Source organism: Pseudomonas sp. S10E 269 (genome assembly GCF_002798465.1).
In the GTDB taxonomy this organism is placed as follows: Bacteria; Pseudomonadota; Gammaproteobacteria; order Pseudomonadales; family Pseudomonadaceae; genus Aquipseudomonas; species Aquipseudomonas pergaminensis.
In genome coordinates this window covers 3,859,824-3,886,509 of record NZ_PHIJ01000001.1, presented here as the reverse complement: position 1 = coordinate 3,886,509, position 26,686 = coordinate 3,859,824, and the positions used below count along the sequence as shown (strand labels likewise).

At 60.5% G+C, this 26,686-nt stretch carries 27 protein-coding genes; 5 read left to right on the top strand and 22 right to left on the bottom strand.

Features of this window, described 5'->3' with window-relative positions; genetic code table 11:
• Positions 1-4: 4 nt before the first annotated feature.
• Positions 5-1,210 (bottom strand): acetyl-CoA C-acetyltransferase, encoded by a 1,206-nt coding sequence (locus CWC48_RS18120; RefSeq protein ID WP_078049822.1) that lies wholly within the window; start codon positions 1,208-1,210, stop codon positions 5-7.
• A gap of 648 nt (positions 1,211-1,858) precedes the next feature.
• Between CWC48_RS18120 and CWC48_RS18115 the strand changes: the two genes are divergently transcribed.
• Positions 1,859-2,665 (top strand): cytochrome c, encoded by an 807-nt coding sequence (locus tag CWC48_RS18115; protein ID WP_078049823.1) that lies wholly within the window; start codon positions 1,859-1,861, stop codon positions 2,663-2,665.
• A gap of 64 nt (positions 2,666-2,729) precedes the next feature.
• Here the strand turns inward: CWC48_RS18115 and CWC48_RS18110 are convergent, their stop codons facing one another.
• The 14 genes from CWC48_RS18110 to CWC48_RS18045 all read right to left on the bottom strand — a co-directional run bounded on the left by CWC48_RS18110 (position 2,730) and on the right by CWC48_RS18045 (position 14,290).
• The gene (locus CWC48_RS18110; protein WP_099493634.1) at positions 2,730-3,533 is read right to left on the bottom strand and encodes a transglutaminase family protein; all 804 of its coding nucleotides are present in this window, start codon (positions 3,531-3,533) and stop codon (positions 2,730-2,732) included.
• A complete protein-coding gene (locus CWC48_RS18105; RefSeq protein WP_071493927.1) occupies positions 3,530-4,480 on the bottom strand; it encodes an alpha-E domain-containing protein in 951 nt (316 codons plus the stop codon). Before CWC48_RS18105 ends, CWC48_RS18110 begins: the two co-directional genes overlap by 4 nt.
• A gap of 4 nt (positions 4,481-4,484) precedes the next feature.
• On the bottom strand, positions 4,485-5,894 hold the full coding sequence (locus tag CWC48_RS18100; protein WP_078049825.1) for a circularly permuted type 2 ATP-grasp protein: 1,410 nt from the start codon (positions 5,892-5,894) through the stop codon (positions 4,485-4,487).
• Positions 5,895-6,298: 404 nt separating this feature from the next.
• Positions 6,299-6,640, bottom strand: coding sequence for a ribonuclease E inhibitor RraB (locus CWC48_RS18095; RefSeq protein ID WP_065873940.1), 342 nt, complete (start codon positions 6,638-6,640; stop codon positions 6,299-6,301).
• Between the two features lie 213 nt (positions 6,641-6,853).
• Complete coding sequence (locus CWC48_RS18090) at positions 6,854-7,090, bottom strand: hypothetical protein (protein ID WP_100492315.1); 237 nt, start codon at positions 7,088-7,090, stop codon at positions 6,854-6,856.
• 103 nt (positions 7,091-7,193) lie between these two features.
• On the bottom strand, positions 7,194-7,799 hold the full coding sequence (locus CWC48_RS18085; protein WP_100492314.1) for an START domain-containing protein: 606 nt from the start codon (positions 7,797-7,799) through the stop codon (positions 7,194-7,196).
• Between the two features lie 41 nt (positions 7,800-7,840).
• Positions 7,841-8,095 carry a YkgJ family cysteine cluster protein gene (locus CWC48_RS18080; protein ID WP_100492313.1) on the bottom strand — a complete coding sequence of 85 codons (255 nt, stop codon included), beginning with the start codon at positions 8,093-8,095 and terminating at the stop codon, positions 7,841-7,843.
• A 162-nt stretch (positions 8,096-8,257) separates the two neighbouring features.
• A complete protein-coding gene (locus CWC48_RS18075; RefSeq protein WP_078049828.1) occupies positions 8,258-8,743 on the bottom strand; it encodes a translation initiation factor 2 in 486 nt (161 codons plus the stop codon).
• Positions 8,744-8,847: 104 nt separating this feature from the next.
• Positions 8,848-10,287: a PLP-dependent aminotransferase family protein gene (locus CWC48_RS18070; RefSeq protein WP_078049829.1), complete on the bottom strand. Its 1,440-nt coding sequence runs from the start codon at positions 10,285-10,287 to the stop codon at positions 8,848-8,850.
• 251 nt (positions 10,288-10,538) lie between these two features.
• A complete protein-coding gene (locus CWC48_RS18065) occupies positions 10,539-11,354 on the bottom strand; it encodes an OmpA family protein (RefSeq protein ID WP_028617552.1) in 816 nt (271 codons plus the stop codon).
• On the bottom strand, positions 11,351-11,713 hold the full coding sequence (locus CWC48_RS18060) for a DUF4398 domain-containing protein (protein WP_016980006.1): 363 nt from the start codon (positions 11,711-11,713) through the stop codon (positions 11,351-11,353). The genes CWC48_RS18065 and CWC48_RS18060 overlap by 4 nt, the downstream gene beginning before the upstream one ends.
• A 9-nt stretch (positions 11,714-11,722) precedes the next feature.
• Positions 11,723-12,538: an ABC transporter substrate-binding protein gene (locus CWC48_RS18055; RefSeq protein WP_100492312.1), complete on the bottom strand. Its 816-nt coding sequence runs from the start codon at positions 12,536-12,538 to the stop codon at positions 11,723-11,725.
• Between the two features lie 70 nt (positions 12,539-12,608).
• Positions 12,609-13,538, bottom strand: coding sequence for an electron transfer flavoprotein subunit alpha/FixB family protein (locus CWC48_RS18050; RefSeq protein ID WP_028617554.1), 930 nt, complete (start codon positions 13,536-13,538; stop codon positions 12,609-12,611).
• A gap of 2 nt (positions 13,539-13,540) precedes the next feature.
• Positions 13,541-14,290, bottom strand: a complete 750-nt coding sequence (locus CWC48_RS18045) for an electron transfer flavoprotein subunit beta/FixA family protein (RefSeq protein ID WP_028617555.1) — start codon at positions 14,288-14,290, stop codon at positions 13,541-13,543.
• A 522-nt stretch (positions 14,291-14,812) separates the two neighbouring features.
• On the opposite strand from CWC48_RS18045, the gene CWC48_RS18040 reads away from it, so the two are divergent.
• Entirely contained in the window at positions 14,813-16,477 is a 1,665-nt protein-coding gene (locus CWC48_RS18040; protein WP_078049831.1) for an electron transfer flavoprotein-ubiquinone oxidoreductase, read from the top strand.
• 192 nt (positions 16,478-16,669) lie between these two features.
• Here the strand turns inward: CWC48_RS18040 and CWC48_RS18035 are convergent, their stop codons facing one another.
• Positions 16,670-17,563, bottom strand: coding sequence for an AraC family transcriptional regulator (locus CWC48_RS18035; protein ID WP_078049832.1), 894 nt, complete (start codon positions 17,561-17,563; stop codon positions 16,670-16,672).
• Positions 17,564-17,744: 181 nt separating this feature from the next.
• Here CWC48_RS18035 and CWC48_RS18030 point away from each other — a divergent pair, with 181 nt between their 5' ends.
• Positions 17,745-18,797: an NAD(P)-dependent alcohol dehydrogenase gene (locus CWC48_RS18030; RefSeq protein WP_078049833.1), complete on the top strand. Its 1,053-nt coding sequence runs from the start codon at positions 17,745-17,747 to the stop codon at positions 18,795-18,797.
• Here the strand turns inward: CWC48_RS18030 and CWC48_RS18025 are convergent, their stop codons facing one another.
• The 6 genes from CWC48_RS18025 to CWC48_RS18000 form a co-directional block, all read right to left on the bottom strand.
• Complete coding sequence (locus CWC48_RS18025; RefSeq protein WP_078049834.1) at positions 18,798-19,601, bottom strand: IclR family transcriptional regulator; 804 nt, start codon at positions 19,599-19,601, stop codon at positions 18,798-18,800.
• A gap of 183 nt (positions 19,602-19,784) precedes the next feature.
• Positions 19,785-20,750 (bottom strand): L-arabinose ABC transporter permease AraH, encoded by a 966-nt coding sequence (gene araH / locus CWC48_RS18020; protein WP_028617559.1) that lies wholly within the window; start codon positions 20,748-20,750, stop codon positions 19,785-19,787.
• A 17-nt stretch (positions 20,751-20,767) separates the two neighbouring features.
• A complete protein-coding gene (araG, locus tag CWC48_RS18015; RefSeq protein WP_100492311.1) occupies positions 20,768-22,267 on the bottom strand; it encodes an L-arabinose ABC transporter ATP-binding protein AraG in 1,500 nt (499 codons plus the stop codon).
• Positions 22,264-23,244 (bottom strand): substrate-binding domain-containing protein, encoded by a 981-nt coding sequence (locus CWC48_RS18010; RefSeq protein ID WP_078049836.1) that lies wholly within the window; start codon positions 23,242-23,244, stop codon positions 22,264-22,266. Before CWC48_RS18010 ends, araG begins: the two co-directional genes overlap by 4 nt.
• 32 nt (positions 23,245-23,276) lie before the next feature.
• Complete coding sequence (locus CWC48_RS18005) at positions 23,277-24,098, bottom strand: SDR family oxidoreductase (protein ID WP_100492310.1); 822 nt, start codon at positions 24,096-24,098, stop codon at positions 23,277-23,279.
• Positions 24,099-24,354: 256 nt separating this feature from the next.
• Complete coding sequence (locus tag CWC48_RS18000; protein WP_034099874.1) at positions 24,355-24,834, bottom strand: GNAT family N-acetyltransferase; 480 nt, start codon at positions 24,832-24,834, stop codon at positions 24,355-24,357.
• Positions 24,835-25,029: 195 nt separating this feature from the next.
• On the opposite strand from CWC48_RS18000, the gene CWC48_RS17995 reads away from it, so the two are divergent.
• A complete protein-coding gene (locus tag CWC48_RS17995; protein ID WP_100492309.1) occupies positions 25,030-26,277 on the top strand; it encodes an MFS transporter in 1,248 nt (415 codons plus the stop codon).
• A 34-nt stretch (positions 26,278-26,311) separates the two neighbouring features.
• Positions 26,312-26,644, top strand: coding sequence for a hypothetical protein (locus tag CWC48_RS17990; RefSeq protein ID WP_078049839.1), 333 nt, complete (start codon positions 26,312-26,314; stop codon positions 26,642-26,644).
• Positions 26,645-26,686 lie beyond the last annotated feature (42 nt).

Below are 26,686 nucleotides of genomic sequence, written 5' to 3'. Positions count from 1 at the left end.
GGGCTCAGAGGCGTTCGATAATGGTGGCGATGCCCATGCCACCGCCGACACACAAAGTGGCCAGGCCATAGCGCTGCTGGCGCACTTCCAGCTCGTCGAGCAGGGTGCCAAGGATCGCGCAGCCGGTGGCGCCCAGCGGGTGGCCCATGGCGATGGAGCCACCGTTCACGTTGACCCGCGCCGCGTCGATGCCCATGTCCTTGATGAACTTGAGCACTACCGAGGCAAACGCTTCGTTGACCTCGAACAGGTCAATGTCCTCAACACGCAGCCCAGCCTTGGCCAGGGCCTTGCGTGTGGCAGGCGCGGGGCCGGTGAGCATGATGGTCGGGTCGGTACTGGTGACCGCCGTCGCGACGATGCGCGCCCGTGGCTGCAAGCCCAGCTCGCGGCCCTTGGCCTCGGAGCCCATCAACATCAGTGCAGCGCCATCGACGATGCCGGAGCTATTGCCGGGCGTATGCACGTGGTGGATGCGCTCCACATGGCTGTAGACCCGTAGCGCGGTGGCGTCGAAGCCCATCTGCCCCATCATTTCAAAACTGGGCTTGAGCTTGCCAAGGCCTTCGAGGGTGGAGTCGCCGCGAATGAATTCGTCATGGTCGAGCAGCACAATGCCGTTCTGGTCCTGCACCGCAATCAGCGACTTATTGAAGGCACCGTCCGCACGGGCCCTGGCCGCTTTTTGCTGCGAATGCAGGGCAAAGGCGTCGACGTCCTCGCGGGTGAAACCTTCCAGGGTAGCGATCAGGTCTGCACCAATGCCCTGGGGGGTGAAATGGCTGTGCATATTGGTCTGGGGGTCGAGCACCCAGGCGCCGCCGTCGCTGCCCATGGGCACACGGGACATGGACTCGACGCCACCGACCACCACCAGGTCTTCGAAGCCGGAGCGCACCTTCATCGCGCCCAGGTTGACCGCTTCCAGGCCTGAGGCGCAGAAGCGGTTGATCTGCACGCCGGCGACGCTGATGTCCCAGTCCGCCACCAGCGCGGCGGTCTTGGCGATGTCGGCGCCTTGGTCGCCCACGGGGGTCACGCAGCCGAGCACGATGTCGTCGACCTGATGGGTGTCGAGGTCGCTGCGTCGGGCCAGGGCGGTGAGCAAGCCGGCCACCAGGTTCACCGGCTTGACGCTGTGCAAGGCGCCGTCAGGCTTGCCTTTGCCACGGGGCGTGCGTATCGCATCAAAGATCAAAGCTTGGGTCATGACGTCCTCGAACCGCTGTGCATGTGTGCCTCTACCTTAGGCCCGATTGACACGGTTTCAATGACGGATGCGCTCATTGCTTTTGACCGCCTCGCTCGGACGAACGGTAGCCAACGTCGGCAATTACCTGATTAATCGTTTTAGCTGTCTAGCCAAGGCATTGGCGCCAAGATGGCGATATGCCTCATGCCTTTTTAAGCTCAAAAGTTGATTAGCTGATATGAAATGGGTCTAAGCCACGAAGAACGAGGGCTCTAAGGTTCAATCAGTAAGAAGTTGCTGCCGGGTTTTGCTGGAGCAACTGTAAGAAAAGCGACACGTCATCTCGCCATACTGAAATAAAAACCGGCACGCATTTGACGCTCAGGAATAACAACAAAAGGCAGTCAGCCATGTTCAAACATTCGAAAGTACGTCAGGCGGGACTCATTCTGTTCGCCACCACACTGATTCTGATCTTGCCCAACTTAACCAAGGTTATGGGGTGACCCCTCCACGCCCACATTGCGTGCCATCACAGCACAGGGTTTGCAGCTTTTGGCAGCACCTGCCGGGACATTGCGCATAGCGGTCCTGCAGGGGCTGCCTTTTTGCGTGTCGAATTCCGGTATCGTTAGCCTAAATACACCTTTGATTCGAGCCTGCGTCTTGAAACCCATCATCGCCCTCCTCGCCGTGCTGATCACGCTTCCCGCTGCGGCCGCGCAATTGACCATCGAACTCGACCACACCCGCAAGACTTGGCAGACCGCCGACTTGCTCAAGCACCCACAAGCGCAGTCGGTGCAGATCGCTGATGACGTGTCCTACAAGCGCACCATGACCTATCGCGCCGTGCCGCTGGCGGTGCTCCTACCGGGATTGAAACCTGAGAGTCACCTGCAAGCCGTTGCCCTTGATGGATTCGCCGCCGAACTCACGGCTGCGCCGCTGCTGGAGAAACGCGGTGCCCGCGCCTGGCTCGCGGTGGAAGATCCCGCCCAGCCATGGCCTGCGCTGGCCGACGGCAAACCGAGTGCCGGGCCGTTCTACCTGGTGTGGACCGACCCGCAAGCCGGGCACATCAGCCCGGAGCAGTGGCCGTTCCAGATTTCGGGGATCAAGCAATTGAAGACCGTCGCGGAACGCTTTCCGGCGCTGCTGCCCGACCCGAAACTGGCGGCCAATGACCCGATCAACCAAGGCTTTGCGCTGTTCCAGAAGAATTGCCTGGCCTGTCATCGTCTCAATGGCGCCGGTGATGCGCAGGTGGGGCCGGACCTGAATATCCCCTACAACCCCACCGAGTATTTTGGCGGTGATTTCCTCAAGCGCTATATCCGTGACCCGCAGAGCCTGCGGCATTGGCCACAGGCGAAGATGCCGGCGTTTGCCGCCAGTGTGTTGCCCGACAATGAGCTGGATTTATTGGTGGGGTATTTGAAGCATATGGCCGGGCGCAAGCAACAACCCTGATCTTGACGTTGCCCCTGTAGGAGCCGGCAAGCCGGCGCCTACAGTTGATCTGCGGTGTTCTGGGTTATTGCTGCTGGACAGAAATAACCGGCGTCGGCGCCACGAACACCTTGGCATGCATCTGTTCATGCCCGCCGCCACGGCGCATGCCGCGTACCGGGCAGGCGTCGAGGTAATCCAGCCCCACCGCCAGCTTCAAATGCCGCTCCGGGCGGGCCAGTTGGTTGGTCACGTCAAAGCTGTACCAGGCGTCATCCAGCCAGGCTTCGGCCCAGGCGTGGCTGGCCAGGTGCGTGCTGTCCTCCGAGTACAAATACCCCGACACATACCGCGCCGGAATCCCCAGGCTGCGTGCGCAGGCCAGGAACGCATGGGTATGGTCCTGGCACACGCCTGCACGGCCAGCGAAGGCTTGCGCGGCGCAGGTGTCGACCTCGGTCGCGCCAGGCGTGTAGACCATCGTCTGGCTGAGCGCATGCATCAGGTCGATCAGCGCCGTACGGTCGCGACGCTGATGGCAATGCTGGTCGGCAAACCCGCGCAGGGCTTCATCGGGCTCGGTGAGGCGGGTACAGCGCAGGAATGGGAACGCCGATTGGCTCTCATGCTCCGCCTCGCGCAATTCGTCGATGTCCACCTGGCCACGGGCGCCGATGATAATGGCGTCATGGGGTTCATCCAGGGTCAACACATGCAGGATGTTGCCGAACGGGTCCACCTGGGCGCGCACCGGACGCGGCAGGTCAAGCTGCCAACTCAGTACGTGCTGGCGCTCGCTGTCGTGGGGCGTGAGGCGCAGGTACTGGATGCTGGCGCGCACTTGGTCTTCGTAGTGGTAGGTGGTTTCGTGGCTGATGGAGAGTCTCATGCCGCCTCCAGGTAGGAACTGTAGATGGCGTCGCCCAACTGGCGGACCAAGGGGATAAAGTCGGTCAGCCAGGCGTGCAGGCCTTCCTCAAGGATTTCATCGATGGCGGTAAAGCGCAGGCGCGCATCCATCTCGGCGGCCAGGCGCTGGGCCGGGCGGCCATTGATACCTGGCAGGCTGGCGAGGATCTGGTCGATCTCCTCACTGCAGGCCCGCAGTGAGCGCGGCACATCGGCGCGCAGCAGCAACAACTCGGCGACTTGCCGCGCGCCGGGGGCGTCGCGATAAATCTCGGTGTAGGCCTCGAACGACGACAACGCACGCAGCAAGGCGCTCCATTGATAGTAGGCGTGGGCCGTGCCATCCGTGACTGCTTCAGCACGGTCACCGGCCATTTCGTAGCGGGCGTCCAGCAGGCGCAGGGTGTTGTCGGCACGTTCGATAAAGGTGCCCAGGCGAATGAAGCGGAAGGCATCGTTGCGCATGATGGTGCCGTAGGTGGCACCGCGGAACAGATGGGACCGCTCCTTGACCCACTCACAGAACCGGCTCATGCCATAGCGGCTCAGGCCCTGCTGGGCGATGTCGCGAATATCCAGCCAGGTCGCGTTGATGTTTTCCCACATGTCGGCGGTAATTCGGCCACGCACCGCATGGGCGCTGGCCCGCGCCGCGCCGAGGCAGCTGTAGATGCTGGCCGGGTTGGCCGCATCTAGGGCAAAAAAGTGCAACAGGCGCTCGGCGTGCAGTTCGCCGTGGCGTTCGTGGTAATCCTCCAGGGTGCCGGTGATCAACAGCGGCATAGCCAGTTCATGCAGGCCATCACCGCGCCCGTCCTGGGGCATCAGCGACAGCGAATAGCTGACATCGAGCATGCGCGCGAGGTTTTCCGCGCGCTCCAGGTAGCGCGACATCCAGTACAAATCCGAGGCAGTTCTACTCAACATGGCATCAGTCCTCGACCACCCAGGTGTCTTTGGTGCCGCCACCCTGGGACGAGTTGACCACCAGCGAGCCTTCGCGCAATGCCACGCGGGTCAGGCCACCGGGGACCACACGGGTTTCCTTGCCGGACAACACGAACGGGCGCAGGTCGATATGACGTGGCGCAATGCCGTTTTCGACAAAGGTCGGGCAGGTGGATAAACACAGGGTTGGCTGGGCGATATAGGCGTGGGGCTTGGCCTTGATACGCGCCCGGAAGGCTTCGATTTCCGCCGCTGTGGACGCGGGGCCAACCAGCATGCCGTAGCCGCCGGAACCCTGGGTTTCCTTGACGACCAGGTCTGGCAGGTTGGCCAATACGTGGGAAAGTTCGTCGGGCTTGCGGCACTGGAATGTAGGAACGTTCTTCAGGATGGGTTCTTCGTCCAGGTAAAAGCGGATCATCTCGGTGACGAAGGGGTACACCGACTTGTCATCCGCCACCCCGGTACCGATGGCATTGGCCAGCACCACATTGCCGGAGCGATAGGCCGCGAGCAGGCCGGGCACGCCAAGCATGGAATCCGGGTTGAAAGCCAAGGGATCGAGGAAGGCGTCATCCAGGCGACGGTAAATCACGTCCACGGCCTTGGGGCCATCGGTGGTGCGCATGAAGACGCGGTCATCGCGCACGAACAGGTCGGCGCCTTCCACCAGTTCCACGCCCATTTCACGAGCAAGAAAGGCATGCTCAAAGAACGCGCTGTTGAAGCGGCCCGGGGTCAATACCACCACACTGGGGTTGTCCAGGGGGCTGGAGCTTTTCAGGGTGTCCAGCAACAGATTGGGGTAGTGGTCGATGGGCGCGATGCGTTGGGCGGCGAACAGCTCGGGGAACAGGCGCATCATCATCTTGCGGTCTTCAAGCATGTAGCTCACGCCGCTGGGGGTACGCAGGTTGTCTTCCAGCACGTAGTACGTGCCGTCGCCATCGCGTACGAGGTCGACCCCAGAAATGTGGGAATACAGGTCGCGGTGCAGGTCCAGGCCCTGCATCGCCAATTGGTATTGCTCGTTGGCCAGCACCTGTTCGGCGGGAATGATCCCGGCCTTGATGATGCGCTGTTCGTGATACAGGTCGGCGAGAAACATGTTCAGCGCCTTGACGCGCTGGATACAGCCGCGCTCGACAATCCGCCATTCGCTGGCGGGAATGCTGCGCGGGATGGTGTCGAAGGGAATCAGGCGCTCGGTGCCCTGCTCGTCCCCGTACAGGGTGAAAGTGATCCCGGCGCGGTGAAACAGCAAATCAGCTTCGCGCCGGCGTTGAGCCAGCAATTCAGGCGGGGTTTCGGCCAACCAACGGGCGAACTCGCGGTAATGAGGCCGGACCTGCCCTGCCCCATCGTACATTTCATCGTAATAAGTGCGGATCATGCCGAACTCCTTGTCACCCGGGCGCAAGAACCATCGCAAGGCCCGTGCCAGCGGCATAAACACTTAAAAATCAGTGGGTTGAATTACAACCAGAATCCTCTCGCACCGTCCTGGTGCGCAGAATGCCCGGTGCATGGCAGCACGCTTCATCGTAATGCGGGCTTTGCCTATCAACAGCATAGTCAGAGTTGATTTCACTGCCCGCCCAAGTCTGCGGATAATCGGCCCCATCTGCTGAACAGGATGCGTCCTACAGCTTCAGCGAACCGCTCTTCCCTTTAAGCCACCCTCTTGGGTGGTTTTTTTTTGCGCGGTGAATGCGTGGGTGAAATTGTCGAGGCTGCACAAACAAAATCGGCCGACCCAAAGGTCAGCCGATACGCTGTGTTGCTCATACATTGCCGCTACATGGGTAACCCACGCACCTCCTGCTTGACGCCCCATCCCTCGATGATCCCGCCCAGCGGCTCGACCACCGCCTCAAAGTCTTGCTCGAAGTCTCCTATGCCGTCGTAGGTGGCGGACATGATTTTGCTCAGCTCCAAGTACCAGGCGCCATCGTCGCGCGCACTGACCTGAGCATTCAGGGATTCCCCACGAAACTCACCCGCAGCCCTGCGCGCCCGTTCCTCATCCGGGAAAATGGCGTAGAACTCGATGGGGTGAAAACGTGAGAAGTCGAAGCCGCCCTCTTTCATGCGGCGCAGAACGTTGGTGCTGATGTCTTCTTGATAGGCTGTGCTCATGAAAAGTGCTCCTCGAATTGATGGATAGACTTTCCGTGCTTCCCGAAGCCCACGCCTTACTGGCGTGGGGGCTACGGCAAAAACATCACCGCTGGAAAACAAGCATGTAGCTGACAAGACCAGACCTTAGCGATTCATTCGCTGATCTCACTTGCAGAGTAGCGCGAAGCTATCACCTCCACCAGAGGCGCTTTAAGTGTGTACAGGGAATGTTCAGGCGGCGGGAGAGATGTCGAGGATCTGGATACTGTTCTGGTCTTTGAGGATCTTGACCGTAGGCTCGGGCTTGCGGCCCTCCAGGTCATTGAGGTCCAGTTCAGCGGCGATGGGCACCAGTTTGTTGCGAATCATGTGTGCCGCATCTTCGAGGCTGGGCTTCTGATCGCAGGTGAACTGCTCGACGGTCTGAACGCCGTGATCATCAACGAAGGTAATCTGCCACTTTTGCATCGGTGCCTCCTCGATAAAACCCGTGTGTGGGCTTACCACTATCTGGACCTTGAGGGTTCGCCAAACGTTCCACTCAAGTCAGGAGGCACCGGATCAACTGCGCTTATTTTTCAGCGTGTTCTTTCAAGGCTTTCAAGGTGTTGAACGGCGCGTCCACCACAAACTTGTTGGCCAACCACGAAGGCACGCTGCCACCTGGCTCGGTGTGCACCTGGTAAGTGACTTCGGTCTGGTTTTCGCCTTTTGGCACGAGTTTCCAGAAGCCATCGACCTGGGCAACCCGTACGTAACCTTTTTCTTCAGGCTTGTAGGTCGGGACGCCTTCGAGCTTACGGGTCAGGGTGCCGTCGGCCGCCTTGGTGGTGGTGATATGCAAGTAGGAATCACGGTCCGTTACGGGGAACGGGGCCTTGAATTGGGTGTAGGTCCAGCTCTCATCGCCTTTCTTGTCGACCAGCTTCTGGGACTTGCACTCGTGGATCCAGGCACAGGCACCGGCCACGTCTTCCTGCAGGGCGACGATTTTGGCCACAGGCGCCTTGATCATGGTCACACCGCGATAGGCCTTGTACTTGGAGCCGGCAATTTCGCTCAGGGACACCTTGATACCGTCTTCGTCCTTGGCGACTTGCCAATCCTCAGCCTGGGCAGTGGCAGCAAACAACATCGTAAAACCGCACAACACAGCCATTCGTTTCAGCGAACCCATTGTTGTATTCCTTATTGTTGAAGTTCCGATAGTAAAGCCCATCAAGCCGCCGTCATGTGCTCCCACCAGCCGATCAAACGGATCGCATCGGCCTGGTCGGAGCCGCACACCTCGATGTCCGCCTTGAAGTCACTGCACACCGCCGGTCGTTCCGGTTGCCCGAACAGCAGGCATAGCTGTTCGACCGACAGGTGCAGGCAGCGTTCGCCCGCCGGTTTGCCTTGTGGCATACCCGGTAATGGCGAACTGATGGAGGGGGCGATGCAGCAAGCGCCACAGCCTTCACGGCAATTCATGACCAGCAGGTCCTCGACGACTCAATGTGGATGGCCGGGCTAGAGTACGCCCTAAAACAGCCGTTTTAAAATGGTCTAACAGGGGTTTTTCGCAGAAAACAAAAGTGACTGACCAGTCTGCGACAGATGGTCGAAGGGACACGTCACGTTTGTGGGAAAAGTTTACTGCTTGAATTCGAAATCCAGCGCTGCACCTTCCACATCGCGCCGTTCTTCGTTGCGCAATTGCAGCCTCATCTCATTGCTGAGCAGGCGGCCGTTGATCTGGAAAGCACTGTTATCGGTAGGCTTCTCGCCGAACATCGGCGGCAGCAAGGGCACGCTCTTGGGCTTGGGCATGGTGCCAATAGGCTGCAAGTGCCTGACCATGTCCGACGGCAGTGACAAGTCCAACTGTGCCGGCGGCAATTGGGTCTGTGCCACTTCTCGGGACGATTTTGACTTACTGGCCGCACGTTTTTTGGCGGTGGCGGCTGGCTTCTTCACCGCGGGCGCTTTTTTGACGGGTGCCGGTTTTTTCGCGGGCGCCTTCTGTTCGGCGTCGGCCGCAGGCTTGGTTTCGCTCACAGGGGCCGCCGCCAGCGCTGTGCCGACGTTGCACAGGCCTAACAGGCCAATCACCAAAACAGCGCGAAAAATCCGAGTCATATTGCCTACAGCGTTAACGGCAGAGGGCCATATGCTCGCTTGTTGTGCACGGCATGACAAGCGCGGTGATTAGCCAGCTATCGGAGTTGTCCCTTTTTTGCGCCTCAGAGGCCGGCCGCCGTCTCCTGGCATAACTGGCTGGCCAGCATCCCCAGGGTCATCAGCGCCCGCTCTGCCTCGCGGTTCCACGGGGTGCCGCAGTTGAGGCGAATGCAGTGGTTGAACTGCTCGGTATTACTGAAGATCAACCCTGGCGCAATGCTGATGCCCTGTTGCAGGGCACGCACGTGCAGTTCCTGGGTATTGACCCGCCCCGGCAAACTGACCCACAGAATAAAGCCGCCGGTCGGGCGGGTCATTTGCGTGCCTTCCGGGAAATACTGCTGCACCGCCAGCTGAAAGGCGCTGAGGTTCTTGCGGTACTCCTGGCGGATATAGCGCAAATGCCGATCGTAGCCGCCATTCTCCAGGTACGCGGCGACGCCCATCTGCGTGACGCTGCACGCGGAGTGGGTGCTGAACATCTGCAGGCGCTGGATTTCCTGCTGGTACTTGCCGGCGATCATCCAGCCGATGCGCACTCCAGGGGACAGCGTCTTGGAAAAGCTTGAGCAGTAGATCACTCGGTCAAGGCGGTCGTAGGCTTTCAGGGCTTTGGTGCGGCCCAGTTCGAACATCAGCTCGCCATAGATATCGTCCTCGACAATCTGGATATCGAAATCCGAGGCCAAGCGCAGCAAGTGTTTCTGTCGTTCCTCGGGCATGGTGCCGCCCAGGGGGTTGCTCAGGCGCGTGGTCAGTACCAGCGCCTTGATCGACCACTGGTTGGCCGCCAGTTGCAGGGCTTCCAGGCTCATGCCGGTGGAGGGGTCGCTGGGGATCTCGATGACTTTGAGGCCGAGCAGATCAGCCAATTGCAGCAAACCGTAATAGGTCGGTGACTCTGCAGCGATCAGGTCGCCGGGCCGCGTCAGCACGCGCAGCGACATCTGCAAGGCATCGACGCAACCGTGGGTGATGACCACTTCGGAAGGGTCCACCACCACGCCCGCATCGCGCATGCGGATCGCCACCTGGCGGCGCAGCGGTTCGAATCCGGGGCTGAACATGTAGCTGAAGGCCCGTGGGCTCTGGAAGCGCGTGACCTTGGCCAACTGCTGGTGCAACGCGCGCACCGGCAAGTAATCCACACTTGGCACAGCGGCGCCCAACGGGAATACGCCTTCGCGGCGCGACTCGCCCAACACCTGCTGGATGATACTGCTGCGGGTGACCAACCCCGGGCGCTCTACCCGGGCGATATCCGGCGTTGGCGCGGTGAGCGCGGGTGTCTGGTGCACGTAATAGCCAGACTGCGGCCGCGCCCGGATCAGCCCCTGGTCTTCCAGGTTGGCGTAGGCCTGCAACACCGTGGCGTGGCTCACGTTCAACTGCGAGCTCATCTTGCGTACCGAAGGCACACGCTCGCCCGGTTGGTAGACACCGCGCCGGATATCCTCAGCCAGTTGCTGGGCGATACGTTGGTAAAGCAACAGATTGGTCATGACGCAGCACTCGATTTCACGGGTATTTTATTTTTGTGTGAAACATACCGGCACAGTTTAGAAGTGTACGGGGACAGTTGCCACAATAGTCGAGCGCGCGTTGTAGTGACAGCAAAAACTGTGAGGGTGTACACCCAACAAATGTGGGAGGGGGCTTGCCCCCGATAGCGAGGGTTCAATCAACCTATTCGGTGACTGACGCTCCGCCATCGGGGGCAAGCCCCCTCCCACAGTTAAATCGATGCAAGCCTTTATCGGGCTGCGCCCAATTGGCCTTTCTCGTCGGAGAACACAATTTCCACTCGACGGTTCTGCGCCCTGCCCCGCTCGGAAGCATTGGCCTCCACCGGGTACTGGTCGCCATAACCCTCGACCTGGATGCGTTTTTCGTCGATGCCCAGGTCAACCAGCACATCCGCCACCGACTGTGCGCGGTCACGCGACAGTTTGAGGTTTTCGCGCTCGCCGCCGGTATTGTCGGCATACCCCTCGATGCGCACCACACGCTTGGGGTTGAGTTGCAGGAACTGTACGATTTTGAGCACCGTGCGGTTGGCCGAGTTTTTCAGCTCTGCTTCACCGGTATCGAACAGCACATCGCCCAGGGTCATCACCAGGCCACGGTCGGTTTGGGTAGTAGCCAGGCTGGCGATCTGTTCTTCGAGCCATTTGCCCTGCTGCTGCACGCTGATCAGCTTGTTTTCACGCAGGGCCAATTGCAGGCGCTGGCGCTCCAGTTCGAGCTTTACACCCCGCTCTTGGTTGAGCGCCTGTTCGGTATGTTCGCGGGCGATGGCACTGTAGCGTTGGCTCAGGTAGGCGTAATGCACTACATCGGCACCGCTGCCCCAGTAGCTGGACAAGCGATCGGCGCGCGCCAGGGATTCACCGGCGCGGATCACGTCCTTGGGCGCAAAACGCAGCACGTTGGCGTCTTCCTTGACTTGCTGGAAGTCGTTACTTGCCTGCTGCAAGGCCTGCTCGCTGTCGGGATGGGTGGCGCAACCGCCCAACACGGCGGTGCCCAACAGTACCGCACAGCTCAAACCGCGGATCATCGGGCTCATTGGGCTTCTCCCAACTGCAACTGCTTGCGCAGACGGGTGATGCGGGCGTTGAGCACGTTCAACTGTTCCTGGCTCTTGCGGGTCAGCACTTGGGCTTCGGCCAGGCGTGCATCCAGTTCGGCTTGCTCGAAACGCATACGTGCGTTTTTGTAGGATTGGTCGGCCATGCTCGACTTGGCCCGGGCGAACTTGGCTTCAGCCAGTTTCAATTCAGGCGATTCATCCGCGTTGGCCCCCACGGCACTGGCTTGCTCCAAGGCTTGCTGGGTGAGGCGCATTTGTTCATTCGGCGCAGGATCGGCTGCACATCCCGCCAGAGCGACAACGGCGAGGGCCGCGAAAAGAGGTCGAAGAGTCACTGAAAATCCCTACTTTGTTGGGGTGCCGACGGGTTGCTGCAATTGCGCTTTCCAGCGCTCCAGATTGCTCTGCAACGCAGCTTGCGCCACACCGGACGCGGGCAATTCTGTCATCTTTTTGGCCAGCTGTCCGCGCAGCCACGGATCATTGCAGGCCGAGTTATGGGAAATCGCCAGGTACAAGCCCGGCTGATCGATAGGCACGTCGCGGGCCACCAGGTCATTGCTCATGCCCAGGGTCTGCGCCATGGCCATGCCGGAATAACGCCCGGCCAGCACGTAGTCCACCTCCCCCAGCAGCAGCTTCTGGAACGCTGGCGTCAGGGACGGCAGGCGTTGCAGGCTCAGTTGCTCGCCGGCGAAGGTTTCAAAGGCGGCGCTCAAGCGTGCACGCTCCGACACGGCACCCTTGTGCCCATGCAGGTCGGCAGCCGTGGTGTAGGCCAGCGCCGAATCCTTGCGCGTCCACACCAGGTAGTCGAGCTGCACCAGCGCCGGATGGATGTAGTCGAGGGTTTCCAGCTCACCCAGGTTCAGCGGCGCGTCGGCGAGGATATCCATGCGCCCGCTGCGCACTTCCTCCAGGGCCAGGGAGCGTTTGCCACCGTAGAGCAGGTCGACTTTCAAACCGAGGTCCTTGCCCACTTGTTGCAATACATCGGCGGTGGCGCCGATCAGGTGCGTGGGGTCTTGCGGGTCGCGCCAGAGCAACGGCGGTGCGTCCGGGCTGCCGGTGATCACCAGGCGATCGCATTTGCCGGCGGCCAGCGACAGCGTCGGCAGCAATGTGAGGCCCAGCAGTACCGCCCAAGGGCGCAATTCCATGGCGTGTGTCTCCAAGTCAAAAAAAAGCCCGGTCACAAGGACCGGGCTCTTTATAAGTGAAGCGACTGGATTAGACCAGCTTCTCCAACTCAGGGACGGCTTCGAACAAGTCCGCCACCAGGCCGTAATCAGCCACCTGGAAGATCGGCGCTTCTTCGTCCTTGTTGATCGCGACGATCACTTTGGAGTCTTTCATACCGGCCAAGTGCTGGATCGCGCCGGAGATACCGACGGCGATGTACAGCTGTGGCGCAACGATTTTGCCGGTCTGGCCGACCTGCATGTCGTTGGGTACGAAACCTGCGTCGACGGCCGCGCGGGAAGCACCGACCGCAGCGCCCAGCTTGTCGGCCAGGGCGTACAGGTGCTTGAAGTTGTCACCGTTCTGCATGCCACGGCCGCCGGAAACGACGATCTTGGCAGCGGTCAGCTCAGGACGATCCGACTTGGCCAGCTCTTCGCCAACGAAGCTGGAAGTGCCAGCGTCGTGCGCAGCTGCAACGGCTTCAACGGCAGCCGAACCACCTTCGGCGGCAACCGGGTCGAAACCAGTAGCACGCACGGTGATGACTTTGACCGAAGCGTTGGACTGTACGGTCGCGATGGCGTTACCGGCGTAGATCGGGCGCTTGAAGGTGTCGGCGCTTTCTACCGAGATGATCTCGGAGATCTGGTCAACGTCCAGCTGCGCGGCAACGCGTGGCAGGATGTTTTTGCCGTTGGAGGTGGCGGCAGCCAGGATGTGGCTGTAGCCAGCGCCCAGCTCAGCTACCAGCGGAGCAACGTTTTCTGGCAACTGATGCGCGTAGGCGGCGTTGTCAGCGTTCAGGACTTTGCTCACGCCCGCGATTTTCGCAGCGGCTTCAGCCACGGCGCCAGCACCCTGGCCGGCAACCAGTACGTGAATGTCGCCACCGATTTTAGCGGCGGCAGCCACGGTATTCAGGGTGGCCGGGGCCAGCACCTTGTTATCGTGTTCGGCGATTACGAGGATAGTCATGATCAGATCACCTTCGCTTCGTTTTTCAGTTTCTCGACCAGTTCAGCCACCGACTTGACCTTGATGCCCGCGCTGCGAGCAGCCGGCGCTTCAACTTTTACGGTCTTGTTGGTGGAGGCGGTGGAAACGCCCAAAGCTTCAGGAGTAACCGACTCAAGCGGCTTCTTCTTGGCTTTCATGATGTTTGGCAGGGACGCGTAGCGCGGCTCGTTCAAACGCAGGTCGGTGGTGACGATGGCCGGCAGCTTCAGGGAAACGGTCTGCGCGCCGCCGTCGATTTCACGGGTTACAGCTACGCTGTCGCCGCTGACTTCGACTTTGGAAGCGAAGGTGCCCTGGCCATAACCGGTCAGTGCAGCCAGCATCTGGCCAGTCTGGTTGTTGTCGCTGTCGATCGCCTGCTTGCCGAGGATCACCAGCTGAGGCTGTTCCTTGTCGACAACGGCTTTGAGCAGCTTGGCAACGGCCAGGGAGGTCAGCTCTTCAGCGGACTCGACCAGGATAGCGCGGTCGGCGCCCAGTGCCAGGGCGGTACGCAGCTGCTCTTGAGCAGTGGTAGGGCCGATGGAAACCACGACGATTTCAGTCGCCACGCCTTTCTCTTTCAGGCGTACGGCTTCTTCCACGGCGATTTCGCAGAAAGGGTTCATCGACATCTTGACGTTAGCGAGGTCGACGCCGGAATTGTCCGCCTTGACGCGAACTTTCACGTTGTAATCGACAACGCGTTTGACAGCTACAAGAACCTTCATGGATTCCTCGTTACTCTCCGGTGAAAAGAAAGTCGCCTAGGCGAACCTGGCGGTTGATGCTCATCGGCACACAAGGGCACCTCCAAAAACGCAGGCGGCGACCTTGCTCACGGGAAATGATGACCGTTCGTCAGTGGTGACTGAGAGGTCATTCTTTATCGCAGCGTGTAAACTGCGCGCCATTGTCCGGGCACGCGTCACCTGTCTTGCTTTTGGACGTGCTCTTGAAACCTGCAGTCTGCCTACGGTTAGCGCAAAACCGACCGTATATTGACCGGAACACCTATTCTGGTCAATACGGCAAAATAGCCAGTCATAAGCCGCACCACTTTGATTTACCTAGCCTGCGGGCAATTCAAACAAACGTTTGTATTGGACGCTAGCAGTGGTGTAGATATAATGCGCCACCTAGAGAGAAAGGTGGGTCGTCCCCTGCCATTTGGCACAGTGATGATGGATACGACACCGAACCTCCACCCATTAGAAAAAAAAGCCTGTTGAGCCTTGAGTAGGAGATAGCCTGTGGAACGCGAATACATGGAATTCGACGTGGTCATCGTCGGCGCTGGCCCGGCGGGACTGTCTGCCGCCTGCCGACTGAAGCAGAAGGCCGCCGAAGCCGGTAAGGAAATCAGCGTCTGCGTGGTCGAGAAAGGCTCCGAAGTCGGCGCGCATATCCTGTCCGGTGCCGTGTTCGAACCACGCGCCCTGAACGAACTGTTCCCGGACTGGAAAGAACTCGGCGCCCCGCTCAACACCCCCGTGGTGCGCGATGACATCTATGTACTGCGCAGCCCCGACGCCTCCACCAAGGTGCCAGATTTCTTTGTGCCCAAGACCATGCACAACGAAGGCAACTACATTATCTCCCTCGGCAACCTGTGCCGCTGGCTGGCCCAGCAGGCCGAGAACCTCGGCGTGGAAGTCTACCCAGGCTTCGCCGCCCAGGAAGCGCTGTTCGACGAAAACGGCGTGGTGCGCGGGATCATCACCGGTGACCTCGGCGTCGACCGCGAAGGCCATCCTAAAGAAGGCGTCTACACCCCGGGCATGGAACTGCGTGGCAAGTACACGCTGTTCGCCGAAGGTTGCCGTGGCCATATCGGCAAGCAGCTGATCCAGCGTTTCAACCTGGACAGCGACGCCGACGCCCAGCACTACGGCATCGGCCTGAAGGAAATCTGGGAAATCGACCCGGCCAAGCACCAACCAGGCCTGGTCGTCCACACTGCTGGTTGGCCGCTGGACATCATGAGCGCCGAAAACACCGGCGGCTCGTTCCTCTATCACCTGGAAAACAACCAGGTGGTGGTCGGTTTGATCGTCGACCTGTCCTACAGCAACACCTTCCTGTCGCCGTTCGATGAGTTCCAGCGCCTCAAGCACCACCCGGTGCTGGCCCAGTACCTGGAAGGCGGCAAGCGCATCAGTTACGGCGCCCGTGCCATCTGCAAAGGCGGCCTGAACTCGCTGCCGAAGATGGTCTTCAAGGGCGGCGCGCTGATCGGTTGCGACCTCGGCACCCTGAACTTCGCCAAGATCAAGGGCAGCCACACCGCGATGAAGTCCGGCATGCTCGCCGCCGACGCCGTGGCCGACCGCCTGTTTGCCGAGTCCGAAGGCGGTGATGAACTGACCGCTTACGTTGATAGCTTCAAGTCGAGCTGGCTCTATGAAGAACTGTTCGCCAGCCGTAACTTCGGCCCGGCGATGCACAAGTTCGGTCCGATCCTTGGCGCGGGCTTCAACTGGTTCGACCAGAACATCCTGGGCGGCAAGATGCCGTTCACCCTGCACGACACCAAGCCGGACTACGCCTGCCTCAAGCTGGCGAAAGACAGCAAGAAAATCGACTACCCGAAACCCGACGGCAAGCTGAGCTTCGACAAGCTGAGCTCGGTGTTCATCTCCGGTACCAACCACGAAGAAGAGCAACCGTGCCACTTGAAGCTCAAGGACCCGAGCATCCCGATCGGCACCAACCTGCCGCTCTACGATGAACCGGCGCAGCGCTACTGCCCGGCCGGCGTGTATGAAGTGATCACCCAGGAAGACGGCGAGAAGCGCTTCCAGATCAACGCCCAGAACTGCGTGCACTGCAAGACCTGTGACATCAAGGACCCTTCGCAGAACATCACGTGGGTCACGCCGGAAGGCGCGGGTGGGCCGACCTACCCGAATATGTAAGCCCGCTGCTTGAATAAAAAAGGCTCCCAAATGGGAGCCTTTTTTGTGGCCCGAAAAAAGCCAGTCACCTCGGTCAAATGTGGGAACGGGCTTGCTCGCGAAGGCGGCCTGTCAGTTGAGGAAGGTGTTAGCTGACCCACCGTATTCGCGAGCAAGCCCGCTCACACATTTACGGTGTTGTGCCTGGTGGAATTATGCGGCGCGTTCTTCACCAGGATTGCGCAGGAAATAGCGCTTATATTCCCGACTGAACTGCGACGTACTCTGATACCCCACGTTATGCGCCGCCTGCGCCACGCCCATGCCTTCCACCAGCAGCAATTGCTGGGCCTTGAGCAGCCGCAAACGCTTGAGGTACTGCACCGGCGACAACAGCGTGCAGCGCTTGAAATGCTCATGAAACGTCGACGCACTCATGTGCGCATACCCCGCCAGCGTCTCGATATTCAGCGGCTCGGCGTAATGGGCATGCAAGTGATTCAACGAGGTGGCAATCCGGGAAAACTGCCCCTGCTGTTCCACCAATGCGCGCAGCACATCGGCCTGTGGCCCACGCAAGGCGGTGAAGAGCAATTCCCGCACCCGCGCCGGGCCCATGATCCGGCTTTCCAGCGGATCGTGCAGGCACTGCAACAGCCGCTCGACACAACCGCGCATCGCATCGTCGAGCACCACCGAGCTCATTGACTCCAGCGTCTGCGCTGTCGGCGGTGGCCCGGCCTGCATACCCATCGCCATCACCAATTCACCCAACACCACCCGATCAATGCCCACCGTTACCCCGTACAGCGGCGCATCGGCGCCCATGGCAAACGTCTCGCACTCGAACGGCACCGGCATCGCCTGGATCAGGTAATGCCCGGCGCCATACTCCAGCGTACGCGGGCCGAGGTAGGCGACTTTGCTGCCCTGGGCCACGAACATCAGGCTCGGCTCGTAGATCTGCGGCCCACGCGCCACGTCGCAACTGGCGCGCAGTACCTGCACGCCGGGCAGGTTCGTCGGCGAGAAACCGTCGCAGGGCGTAAGCCCTTCGATCAAGGAGACCAGCGTGGCGTTGGCATCGAGATGGCGGGTCAACAACATGGCAAAAAACTTCGCGAATAAGGGATGAGAACATCATCGCAGGTCTGGCGGCCGATGGATCCAAATACGGGGCACTCCCGGACGAATAGGCATGAGACTCGGAGCAATCGCCATGGCCGCATCAGGACCCGGCGCGGAGAATGCGCCACCTCACCTGTCATTGCTTTTGCGAGGTCTCCCCATGTACACCGCCATCGGTTACGCCGCCCAGTCGGCCACCACTCCCCTCGCCCCCATGTCCTTCCAGCGCCGCAGCCCGCGTGTGGATGACGTGGCCATCGAGATCCTTTACTGCGGCGTGTGCCACTCCGACATCCACCAGGCCCGCAACGAATGGGGCATCGCCGTGTACCCGCTGATGCCGGGCCACGAGATCGTCGGCAAGGTCACCGCCGTCGGCGCCAACGTCACCGCGCACAAGGTCGGCGACCTGGTCGGCGTGGGCTGCATGGTCGATTCGTGCCGTCACTGCGACGCGTGCAAGGCAGACCTGGAGCAATACTGCCTCGAAGGCCCGACCATGACCTACGCCACCCCGGACCGCGTCGACGGCAGCAACACCATGGGCGGCTACTCCGACAGCATCGTGGTCAGTGAGCACTTTGTGGTGAAGATTCCGGCCAAGCTCGACCTGGCCAGCGCCGCGCCGATCCTCTGCGCCGGCATCACCACCTACTCGCCGCTCAAGCACTACGGTGTGAAGGCCGGCGATAAAGTCGGCGTGCTCGGCATGGGCGGCCTGGGCCATATGGGCATCAAGTTTGCCAAGGCCATGGGCGCGGAAGTGACCTTGTTCACCCGCTCGGCAAGCAAGGCCGAAGAAGGCCGTCGTCAGGGTGCCGATCACGTGATCGTATCCACTGACGCCGAGCAGATGAAAGCCGCCGCCGGGCACTTTGACTTCCTGCTGGACACCATCCCGGTGCAGCACGACCTGAACCCCTACCTCGACGTGCTGCGCTTTGACGGCGTGCACATCCTGGTCGGCCTGATCGAGCCGGTCGACCCACCGGTCAACGCCGCCAAGCTGATCATGGGCCGAAAAGTCCTGGCCGGCTCCTTGATCGGTGGCATTGCCGAAACCCAGGAAGTCCTGGATTTCTGCGCCGAGCACGGCATCACCTGCGACATCGAAATGCTCGACATCCGTAATATCAACGAAGCCTACAGCCGCATGATCGCCGGCGACGTGAAGTACCGCTTTGTCATCGACATGGCGACCTTGAAGGCCTGATCAGGCCTTCGCGCCCAACTCCGCTGACAGCCGTGCTGCGACCTGTTTGACCACAGGGATCAGCTCGGCCATTTTCTCCAGCGGCATGTAGGGCACGGTACTGGCGATGCTGATGCCGGCGACGATTCGCCGGCTGGCATCGCGCACCGGTGCCGCCACGCAGCGGATCGACGGTTCGTTGTCTTCCAGGTCGAACGCATAACCGCCCACCACGTATTCACGCATGCGCTGCTCGAACTGTGCCCAGGATTGCTCCGGGTGCTGCGGCCATTGCAGGTTTTTCCCACCCGCCGGCAGGCTGACTTCGTACAGGCGCTGCCACTCTTCTGCCGAGTCATCCAACAGCAACGCCTTGCCGATACCCGTACGTGCCAGCGGCATGCGGTGGCCGACTCGCGAACGCATTTCGGGGCCATTGCGGCCAGGGTTCTTGTGCAGGTAAAGCACGTCGTCGTATTCGCGGATGGCCAAGTGGATGGTGTCACCGGTCAACGCCGACAGCTCATCCAGGTACGGGATGGCCAAGGTCACCAGCGGCAGTTCTTCGCGCGCCTGGAAACCCAGCTCAATCAACTTCGGCCCCAGCAGGTAACCCACCTGCGGCACCACACGCAGGTAACGCTCTTCCACCAGGCAACTGGCCAAGCGGTGAGTGGTGCTGCGGGTGGTGCCGATGCGCTTGGCGATCTCTTTCAGATCCCGCGCACCGGCCGCCACCGCCTGCACCACGCCCAGGCCACGCAGCAGGGTCTGGGTGCCGGTGGGCGCGGCGTCTTTGACGGGAGTGTGGGCGTTTTCCTGCATATCGGGCCTATTGGGAAGTACGAAAACGGCGCCATTATGGCAAATCACGGACCTCAATACAGTGGAGATCCAAATGTGGGAGCGGGCTTGCTCGCGACTGCGATGTGTCAGTCAAAGATGTTCTTACTGAACCACCACCTTCGCGAGCAAGCCCGCTCCCACAGGGGTTAGGCGATGTTCTTCCTAGCGTTGTTTCATGCGGTCGATGATGACCGCAAGGAGCAGGATCGAACCCCGGATCACATACTGGTAGAAGGTGTCGATGTTCTTCAGGTTCATCGCATTCTCGATGATCGCCAGGATCAACACCCCGGCAATCACGTGGCGGATCATGCCGATGCCGCCGCTCAACGACACCCCGCCCAGCACGCACGCCGAGATCACCGTCAGCTCAAAGCCCTGGCCAATCATCGGCTGGCCCGAGGTCATGCGCGACGCGAGGATCACCCCGGCCAGGGCGCCGATCAGACCGTGCACGGCAAAGATGATGATCTTGGTGCGATCAACATTCACCCCCGCCAGCAACGCCGCTTCCTGGTTACCACCGATGGCCATGGTGTTGCGCCCGTAAGTGGTGTAGTTGAGCAGCCAGCCGAAGAACACAAAGCACAGCACGGTGATGATGATCGGCACCGGCACGCCCATCAGTTGGCCGTTGCCGAACACGAAGAATCCTTCGTCCATCACGCCGACGGCCTTGCCGTTGGAGAAAATGTACGCCAGGCCGCGCACGATCTGCATGGTCGCCAACGTTGCAATCAAGGCGTTGATGCGCAGCTTGGCGATGACAATGCCATTGATCAGCCCCACCACCAGGCCCATGGCCAACGCCGCCGAGACGCCGAGCACCACGCTGTCGGTGTCGCGGATCACGATCCCCGCGACCACGCCGGCACAGGCGATCACCGAGCCTACCGACAAGTCGAAGTGCCCCGACGCCAGGCAGAACAACATGGTGCACGCGGCGATGCCCACGGTGGAAATCGCCAGGCCCAACCCACGCATGTTCAGCGGCGACAGGAAGTTGTCGATAAACAATGCGCTAAGCACAAAGATGCTCAACGCGGCGAGCAGCATGACCCAATCGTCAAGGAACTTGCGCTGGTTGAAACCCGGCCAGAAGCCCTTTGCAGTTTTTACCTCAGACATCATTCACCTCGAATTCTTCAAGCCCGCGAACGCGGGAGAGCCAGTTGCAACAGCCGTGCCTCGTCCGCTTGGTCGCGGGTGAGTTCGCCAGTCAGGGCGCCTTCGCTCATCACCAGGATGCGGTCGGAGATGCCCATCACTTCCATCAGGTCGCTGGACACCACGATCACCGCGATGCCACTGGCCGCCAGGTTATGGATGATCTGGTAGATCTCCGACTTGGCGCCGATATCGATGCCACGGGTCGGCTCGTCCAACAGCAGCACTTTCATCGGCATCGACAGCCAACGACCGAGAATGGCCTTCTGCTGGTTGCCGCCGGAGAGGTACATGATTTTCTGTTCGGCGTTGGGCGTCTTGACCTTCATGGCTTTGATTTGGTGGTCGGCGTTGTGCTTTTCCCAACCGTCTCGCAGCAGCCAGCCAAACCTGGAATGGGCACCACGGGCACTGATATTGATGTTCTCAGCCACGCTGGACAGCGGGATGATGCCTTCCTTCTTGCGGTCTTCCGGGCACAGCAGCACGCCGGCGGCAATGGCGTCGCGGGGTGACTGCAGTTGCAATGTTTGGCCGCAGAGCTGAAGGCTACCTGCGGTGCTACGGGTCAAACCACTGAGCAGCCGGAACAGCTCCGTGCGCCCAGCCCCGACCAACCCGAACAGGCCAAGAATCTCGCCCTTGTGCACCTGCAGGCTCACCGGCTCACGCAACCCTGGACCGAGCAAACCCTCGACCTTAAGCGCGACCTCGCCCTGTTCCCGTGGCCGGTAGTCGTAGATGTCCTGGATATCGCGGCCAACCATGCACGTCACCAACTGGTCGTGGGTCAGCGCGTTCATATCGTCGAAAGTGCGCACATAACGGCCGTCCTTGAACACCGTCACGGCGTTGCAGATGCGGAACACCTCTTCCATACGGTGCGACACATAGAGCACGACTTTGCCCTCATCGCGCAGGCGGGTGATGATCGCCATCAAGCGGTCGATCTCCCGCGCCGACAAGCTGCTGGTGGGTTCGTCGAAGGCAATCACATGGGCGCCACGGGACAACGCCTTGGCGATTTCCACCAGTTGGCGCTGGCCGAGGGACAGGCGTCCGAGCTTTTCGTCCGGATCGATTTCATCGGCCAGGCCTTTGAGACACGCCAACGCTTGCTTGCGCAATTGACTACGGTTGACCACCCCGAACCGCGTCGGCAAATGCCCAAGGAACAGGTTTTCGGCCACGGTCATTTCCGGCACCAGGTGCAGCTCTTGGTGGATCACCGCGACGCCACTGGCGATGCTGTCGGCGGCAGACTTGAAGTCCATGGTCTGCTCGCCGATCTGCAGTGAGCCGCTGCTCGGCAGGTAAGCGCCACCAAGGATTTTCAGCAGCGTCGACTTGCCCGCGCCGTTCTCGCCCATCAACGCATGCACCTCGCGCGGCCGCGCTTCAAAGCTGATCTGCGCCAGGGCTTTCACACCGGGAAATTCCTTGCCGATGCCGTTGAATCGCAGGGCCGCGCCGGTCATTTCCACAGCCCGATTTTGCTCAACTCTTCCTTGAAGTTGGCGCGGGTGATCAGGGTCACGTTGTCCAGGGCGGTGAACTTGGCCGGCTCGGTGCCTTTGGTGACCCACTCGAACATCGCGCTGGCGGTTTTGTAGCCCGAGGCGTCAGGGCTCAACAGCATGGAGCCGTAGAAACCGGTGTCGGATTTTTTCAGCTCTTCGATGGCGTCAGTGCCATTGATGCCGACGCCAATCACATTGGCAGCCTTGAAGCCGGCGCTCTCGGTGGCGCGCACGCCGCCCAGCACGGTGCTGTCGTTCATGCCGCCGATGATCAGGTTTTTCGCGCCGCTGGGCAGCTTCACCAGGGCCGAGTTGGTGGCGTCCATGCTGCCTGGCACGTCGAGGGTTTTCTGCGCGCTGAACAGGATGTGGTCAGCAGGCAGGCCGGCGGCCTTGAGGCCTTCTACCGAACCGTCAGTGCGTTTCTTGCCGGTTTCCAGCTCGTCGAAGGTGTTGATGACGGCGTAGGTTTCTTTCCAGTCCCAGTTGCGATGCTTGGCTTCGGCAGCCATGGCCTCGCCTTGTTTCTGGCCGATCTTGTAGGCATCGAGGCCGACGTAAGGTACGTCTTCCATGGGCTTGCCCTTGGCGTCGACAAAACGGTCGTCCACCGCCAGCACCTTGAGGTTATTGAGCTTGGCCTTGGCCATGATTGCCGGGCCGAGGGACACGTCCGGCGGGCAGATGACGAAGCCCTTGGCGCCGTTGGCGGCCAGGGTGTCGATGGCCGACAAGGTTTTCTCACCATCAGGCACCGCGATCTTGATCACGGTGAAGCCCTGGTCCCTGCCGGCTTTTTCGGCGAAGGCCCATTCGGTCTGGAACCAGGGTTCTTCGGCCTGCTTGACCAGGAAGCCGATTTTCACTTCTTCGGCGGATACAACGCCGCTGAACGCGACCGCGAGGGCCAGGGTGCCGAGTGTCTTCTTGAGCATGAACCACCTCGTTCTTGTTATCGGAAAACGTCTTAGTCGTGGTACATCACAGACCGCCCGCCATCGATCATCAGGCAGGTGGCATTGATAAAGGGCGCCTCGTCGGTCGCCAGGAACAGTGCCGTCATCGCCACTTCAATCGGCTGGCCGATGCGCTTGGGCGGGTGCAGGTCAAACGCGCGCTGGCGCTCGGCGTGGGGGTCGGGGAAACCGTTCCAGTAGTCGACGTTGAGCTGGGTTTCGATATAGCCCGGCGCGATGGCATTCACACGGATGCCCTTGGGCGCGTATTCGATACCAAGGGCACGGGTAAGGCCGAGCAGGCCATGCTTGGCCACGGGATACGGGAAGCAGCCGGGAATGATGTGGCTGGAATGGGTGGAGGCTATATTGATGATGTTGCCAATGCCCTGCTTGATCATGTGCGGCAACACCGTGCGGCAGCCGAACCAGGCGCCGTCGAGGTCGATGGCGAAGCAGCGGCGCCAGTCTTCGTCGGTCATCTCCAGCGGGTCGCGGAACACGTTGACGCCGGCGCAGTTGACCAGCACATCCACGCGGCCAAAGCGCTCGATAGCCAGGTTGACCAGCGCCTGCCATTGATCTTTGGACGTGATGTCGACGGCTTGTGCATAGATGTCGGCGCCGCGTTCGCGCCAGTGGGCGGCGACCTTCTCGACTTTTTCGCCCTGGATATCCGCAATGATCAAGCGCGCCTGCTGGGCCTGAAAACACGCGACGATTGCCTCGCCAATGCCTTGGGCGGCACCGGTGATGATCACCACTTTGCCTTTGAGCCGTTCGCCACTGGTTGGCTCGGGCACGGCGGGGAGTGACAACGGTTGTGCCTGCATCGCTTCACCTGTTTTATTTTTGGTAGTGAGTGCTGATGCAGCCGACTATAAACCTATCATTTGAAATATCTCAATATATAAATTTGCATCCCATATAGTGAGCAAAGCATGATCTTCAAGGCGAACAAAATCGAATGTGGGAGCGGGCTTGCTCGCGAATACGGTGTGTCAGCCATATATGAGTTGACTGATCCACCGCATTCGCGAGCAAGCCCGCTCCCACATTTTGATCTTCAGTGTTTTTGAAAGGAGCGCTTCAGCCCAGGGCGAAATCGCGCAGCGCATCGCCTTCCATGCGATAGCGCACCCACTCTTCCTGCGGCTGGGCGCCAATGGATTTGTAGAAGGCAATCGCCGGTTCGTTCCAGTCCAGCACGCTCCACTCAAAGCGCCCGCAACCGTTGTCAAAGGCGATCTTCGCCAGGTGGCGCAACAGTTTCTTTCCCGCCCCGCCGCCGCGTTGTTCCGGGTTGATATAGAGGTCTTCGAGGTACAGGCAGTTGCTGCCCAGCCAGGTGGAATAACTGAAAAAGAACACCGCAAAACCAATCGGCACACCATCGCGCGAGCAGATCAGGCCGTGGGCGGTGGCGCCCTCGCTGAACAGGCTGCGCTCGATGTCCACCACACTGGCGATCACTTCATGCCGGGCCTTCTCGTACTCGGCAAGCTCGGTGATGAAAGTCAGGATCTGCGCAGCATCGCTGGGTACGGCGGGGCGAATCTCGATGGTCATGGGCGAGCCTTGGCAATTTCAAAGCTCACATACTAAGGCGCTTTGATGACTGATTGCAGTGCATTTTCACTGCACCTGCGTCGGGCGCCCTTACTCCGTCCACGGGTAACGCTGGCGCCAGCAACCACGTAACAATCAGCCAGGGCCTGCATGGTAAAAAGCCCGGCATAACGCCAACGACCTGAAGGCCGCCCCATGCATCCCAAGCCCCCGGTGAGCACCTCGCTGTTCGCCCTGTTCTGTCTTGCCAGTTTTCTGCTGTCGCTGTCTTACGGCTCGACCTTCCTGCTGTCGTTGCTGATTCACACACGCGGCGGCAATGAACAGGATGCGGGCAGTGTGATTTCCACGGCGATGCTGAGCACCTTTGTGGCCGTGCTGGTCTCCGGGCATTTGTCCGATGCATTGGGCGCGGCACGGGCGATTGCAGGTATGGGCCTGCTGCTGGTGGTGGCGTGCCTGGGCTTTGCACTGATGCCCGGCTTCGGCGAAGGCCTGATGCTGTTTGGCCTGGCCCTTGGGCTTGGGTGGGGTGTGTTCTACACCTTGGGACCGATCATCGTCGCTCTGCTGGTGGAGCCGCAGCATCGCGCCAAATATTTCGCGCTGCTGTCGGGCAGCATGATGAGCGGGATCGGTTCCGGGCCGCTGCTGGGGCGGGCGGCAAGCGCGCTGGAGTTGCCGTTGACCACCGCCTTTTACATTGCCGCTATCGCCAGCCTCGTCGGCGTGCTGCTGTTTTGGCGCCTTGGTGCACAACTCAAGCAACAGGACACCGCGCCAGTGGCGAAAATCTCCTGGGTCGCCACCCGCCAGGTGCTGTCCTCCAAAGCGGCGTTCGCGATCCTGATGGTTGGCCTGGGCGGTTGCGTCTTTGGCGGGCTGTCCTCGTTCCAGACCAGCTATGCGGCGGCGTACGCGCTGGACTATTCGCTGTTCTTTGCGGGCTTCCTGAGCGCGGCGATCACCAGCCGTTTGCTGATCGCAGGATTTGTCGTCAAGCGCGATGCGTACCGCGCGGCGTGTGTGCTGTCGGGGCTGATGCTGCTGTCGGTGTTGATGTTCAGTTTTACGGTGTCCGGAACCCTCAGCTATCTGCTGGCCGCCATTACTCTGGGCGTGGGTTATGGCCTGACCTATTCGGTGATCAACGGGCTGGTCGCCAATGAAGCACCCGGCGGTACGACCTCCCAGGCGCTGCTGTTATTCAGCCTGGCGTACTTTGTCGGGGTATTCGGTTTTCCGCTGCTCGCGGGGCAGATCATCGTCGCGTACGGCCTGCCGGCGCTGCTGTTGAGCCTGGTGGCGGTGGCGCTATTCAACTGGCTGATAACCGTCGCGAGGCTGATCGCGCGACGCGCGTCCACACACAAAATCTTACAGGTCGATCAAGACCGTTCGTCGCCATCAAGGCACGAACGACAAACCCAGGCGGACCAATAGAGGGTAAGGACATTAATCATATGGAGACACCCTCATGAAAAATTCCAAGTTTGCCGCCCTCGCCCTCACCGGCCTGTTGTCTGCTGCGTCGCTGAGCGCCTTTGCCGCCAGCTCGACCACCGGACCTACCGATCCAACGCCTGACGCCACCACCGAGTCGCAGAAATCCATGGGTACTGGCATGGACACCAATGGTGGCGCGGTCATTGAGCCCGGCGCTGACCCGCGCACCCAAGGCAACGATACCCAGCGTCAAGCGCCTGCTGCCGTCGGTAACGGCAAAATGGGCCCATCGGTCAATCAGCCCAACATCAACAAGGGCGATGACTCCAACGTCCCTGGTGCGCCGAAACAACCTGCGCCTTGACCCATCGAACGCAAGACGAACACCCGATCATTTCCCAGTGAA

Bases quoted from the DNA above. Each gene is read 5' to 3' on its own strand.
- CWC48_RS18045 (WP_028617555.1), bottom strand. From the start codon at position 14,290: ATGAAGGTTCTTGTAGCTGTCAAACGCGTTGTCGATTACAACGTGAAA.
- CWC48_RS18000 (WP_034099874.1), bottom strand. From the start codon at position 24,834: ATGACCATCGAGATTCGCCCCGCCGTACCCAGCGATGCTGCGCAGATC.
- CWC48_RS18110 (WP_099493634.1), bottom strand. From the start codon at position 3,533: ATGAGACTCTCCATCAGCCACGAAACCACCTACCACTACGAAGACCAA.
- CWC48_RS18035 (WP_078049832.1), bottom strand. From the start codon at position 17,563: ATGTTGTTGACCCGCCATCTCGATGCCAACGCCACGCTGGTCTCCTTG.
- CWC48_RS18095 (WP_065873940.1), bottom strand. From the start codon at position 6,640: ATGAGCACAGCCTATCAAGAAGACATCAGCACCAACGTTCTGCGCCGC.
- CWC48_RS18005 (WP_100492310.1), bottom strand. From the start codon at position 24,098: ATGCAGGCACAACCGTTGTCACTCCCCGCCGTGCCCGAGCCAACCAGT.
- CWC48_RS18105 (WP_071493927.1), bottom strand. From the start codon at position 4,480: ATGTTGAGTAGAACTGCCTCGGATTTGTACTGGATGTCGCGCTACCTG.
- CWC48_RS18120 (WP_078049822.1), bottom strand. From the start codon at position 1,210: ATGACCCAAGCTTTGATCTTTGATGCGATACGCACGCCCCGTGGCAAA.
- CWC48_RS18025 (WP_078049834.1), bottom strand. From the start codon at position 19,601: ATGCAGGAAAACGCCCACACTCCCGTCAAAGACGCCGCGCCCACCGGC.
- CWC48_RS18080 (WP_100492313.1), bottom strand. From the start codon at position 8,095: ATGAATTGCCGTGAAGGCTGTGGCGCTTGCTGCATCGCCCCCTCCATC.
- CWC48_RS18030 (WP_078049833.1), top strand. From the start codon at position 17,745: ATGTACACCGCCATCGGTTACGCCGCCCAGTCGGCCACCACTCCCCTC.
- CWC48_RS18075 (WP_078049828.1), bottom strand. From the start codon at position 8,743: ATGACTCGGATTTTTCGCGCTGTTTTGGTGATTGGCCTGTTAGGCCTG.
- araH (WP_028617559.1), bottom strand. From the start codon at position 20,750: ATGTCTGAGGTAAAAACTGCAAAGGGCTTCTGGCCGGGTTTCAACCAG.
- CWC48_RS18070 (WP_078049829.1), bottom strand. From the start codon at position 10,287: ATGACCAATCTGTTGCTTTACCAACGTATCGCCCAGCAACTGGCTGAG.
- CWC48_RS18065 (WP_028617552.1), bottom strand. From the start codon at position 11,354: ATGAGCCCGATGATCCGCGGTTTGAGCTGTGCGGTACTGTTGGGCACC.
- CWC48_RS18090 (WP_100492315.1), bottom strand. From the start codon at position 7,090: ATGCAAAAGTGGCAGATTACCTTCGTTGATGATCACGGCGTTCAGACC.
- CWC48_RS17990 (WP_078049839.1), top strand. From the start codon at position 26,312: ATGAAAAATTCCAAGTTTGCCGCCCTCGCCCTCACCGGCCTGTTGTCT.
- CWC48_RS18010 (WP_078049836.1), bottom strand. From the start codon at position 23,244: ATGCTCAAGAAGACACTCGGCACCCTGGCCCTCGCGGTCGCGTTCAGC.
- CWC48_RS18085 (WP_100492314.1), bottom strand. From the start codon at position 7,799: ATGGGTTCGCTGAAACGAATGGCTGTGTTGTGCGGTTTTACGATGTTG.
- CWC48_RS18100 (WP_078049825.1), bottom strand. From the start codon at position 5,894: ATGATCCGCACTTATTACGATGAAATGTACGATGGGGCAGGGCAGGTC.
- araG (WP_100492311.1), bottom strand. From the start codon at position 22,267: ATGACCGGCGCGGCCCTGCGATTCAACGGCATCGGCAAGGAATTTCCC.
- CWC48_RS17995 (WP_100492309.1), top strand. From the start codon at position 25,030: ATGCATCCCAAGCCCCCGGTGAGCACCTCGCTGTTCGCCCTGTTCTGT.
- CWC48_RS18050 (WP_028617554.1), bottom strand. From the start codon at position 13,538: ATGACTATCCTCGTAATCGCCGAACACGATAACAAGGTGCTGGCCCCG.
- CWC48_RS18055 (WP_100492312.1), bottom strand. From the start codon at position 12,538: ATGGAATTGCGCCCTTGGGCGGTACTGCTGGGCCTCACATTGCTGCCG.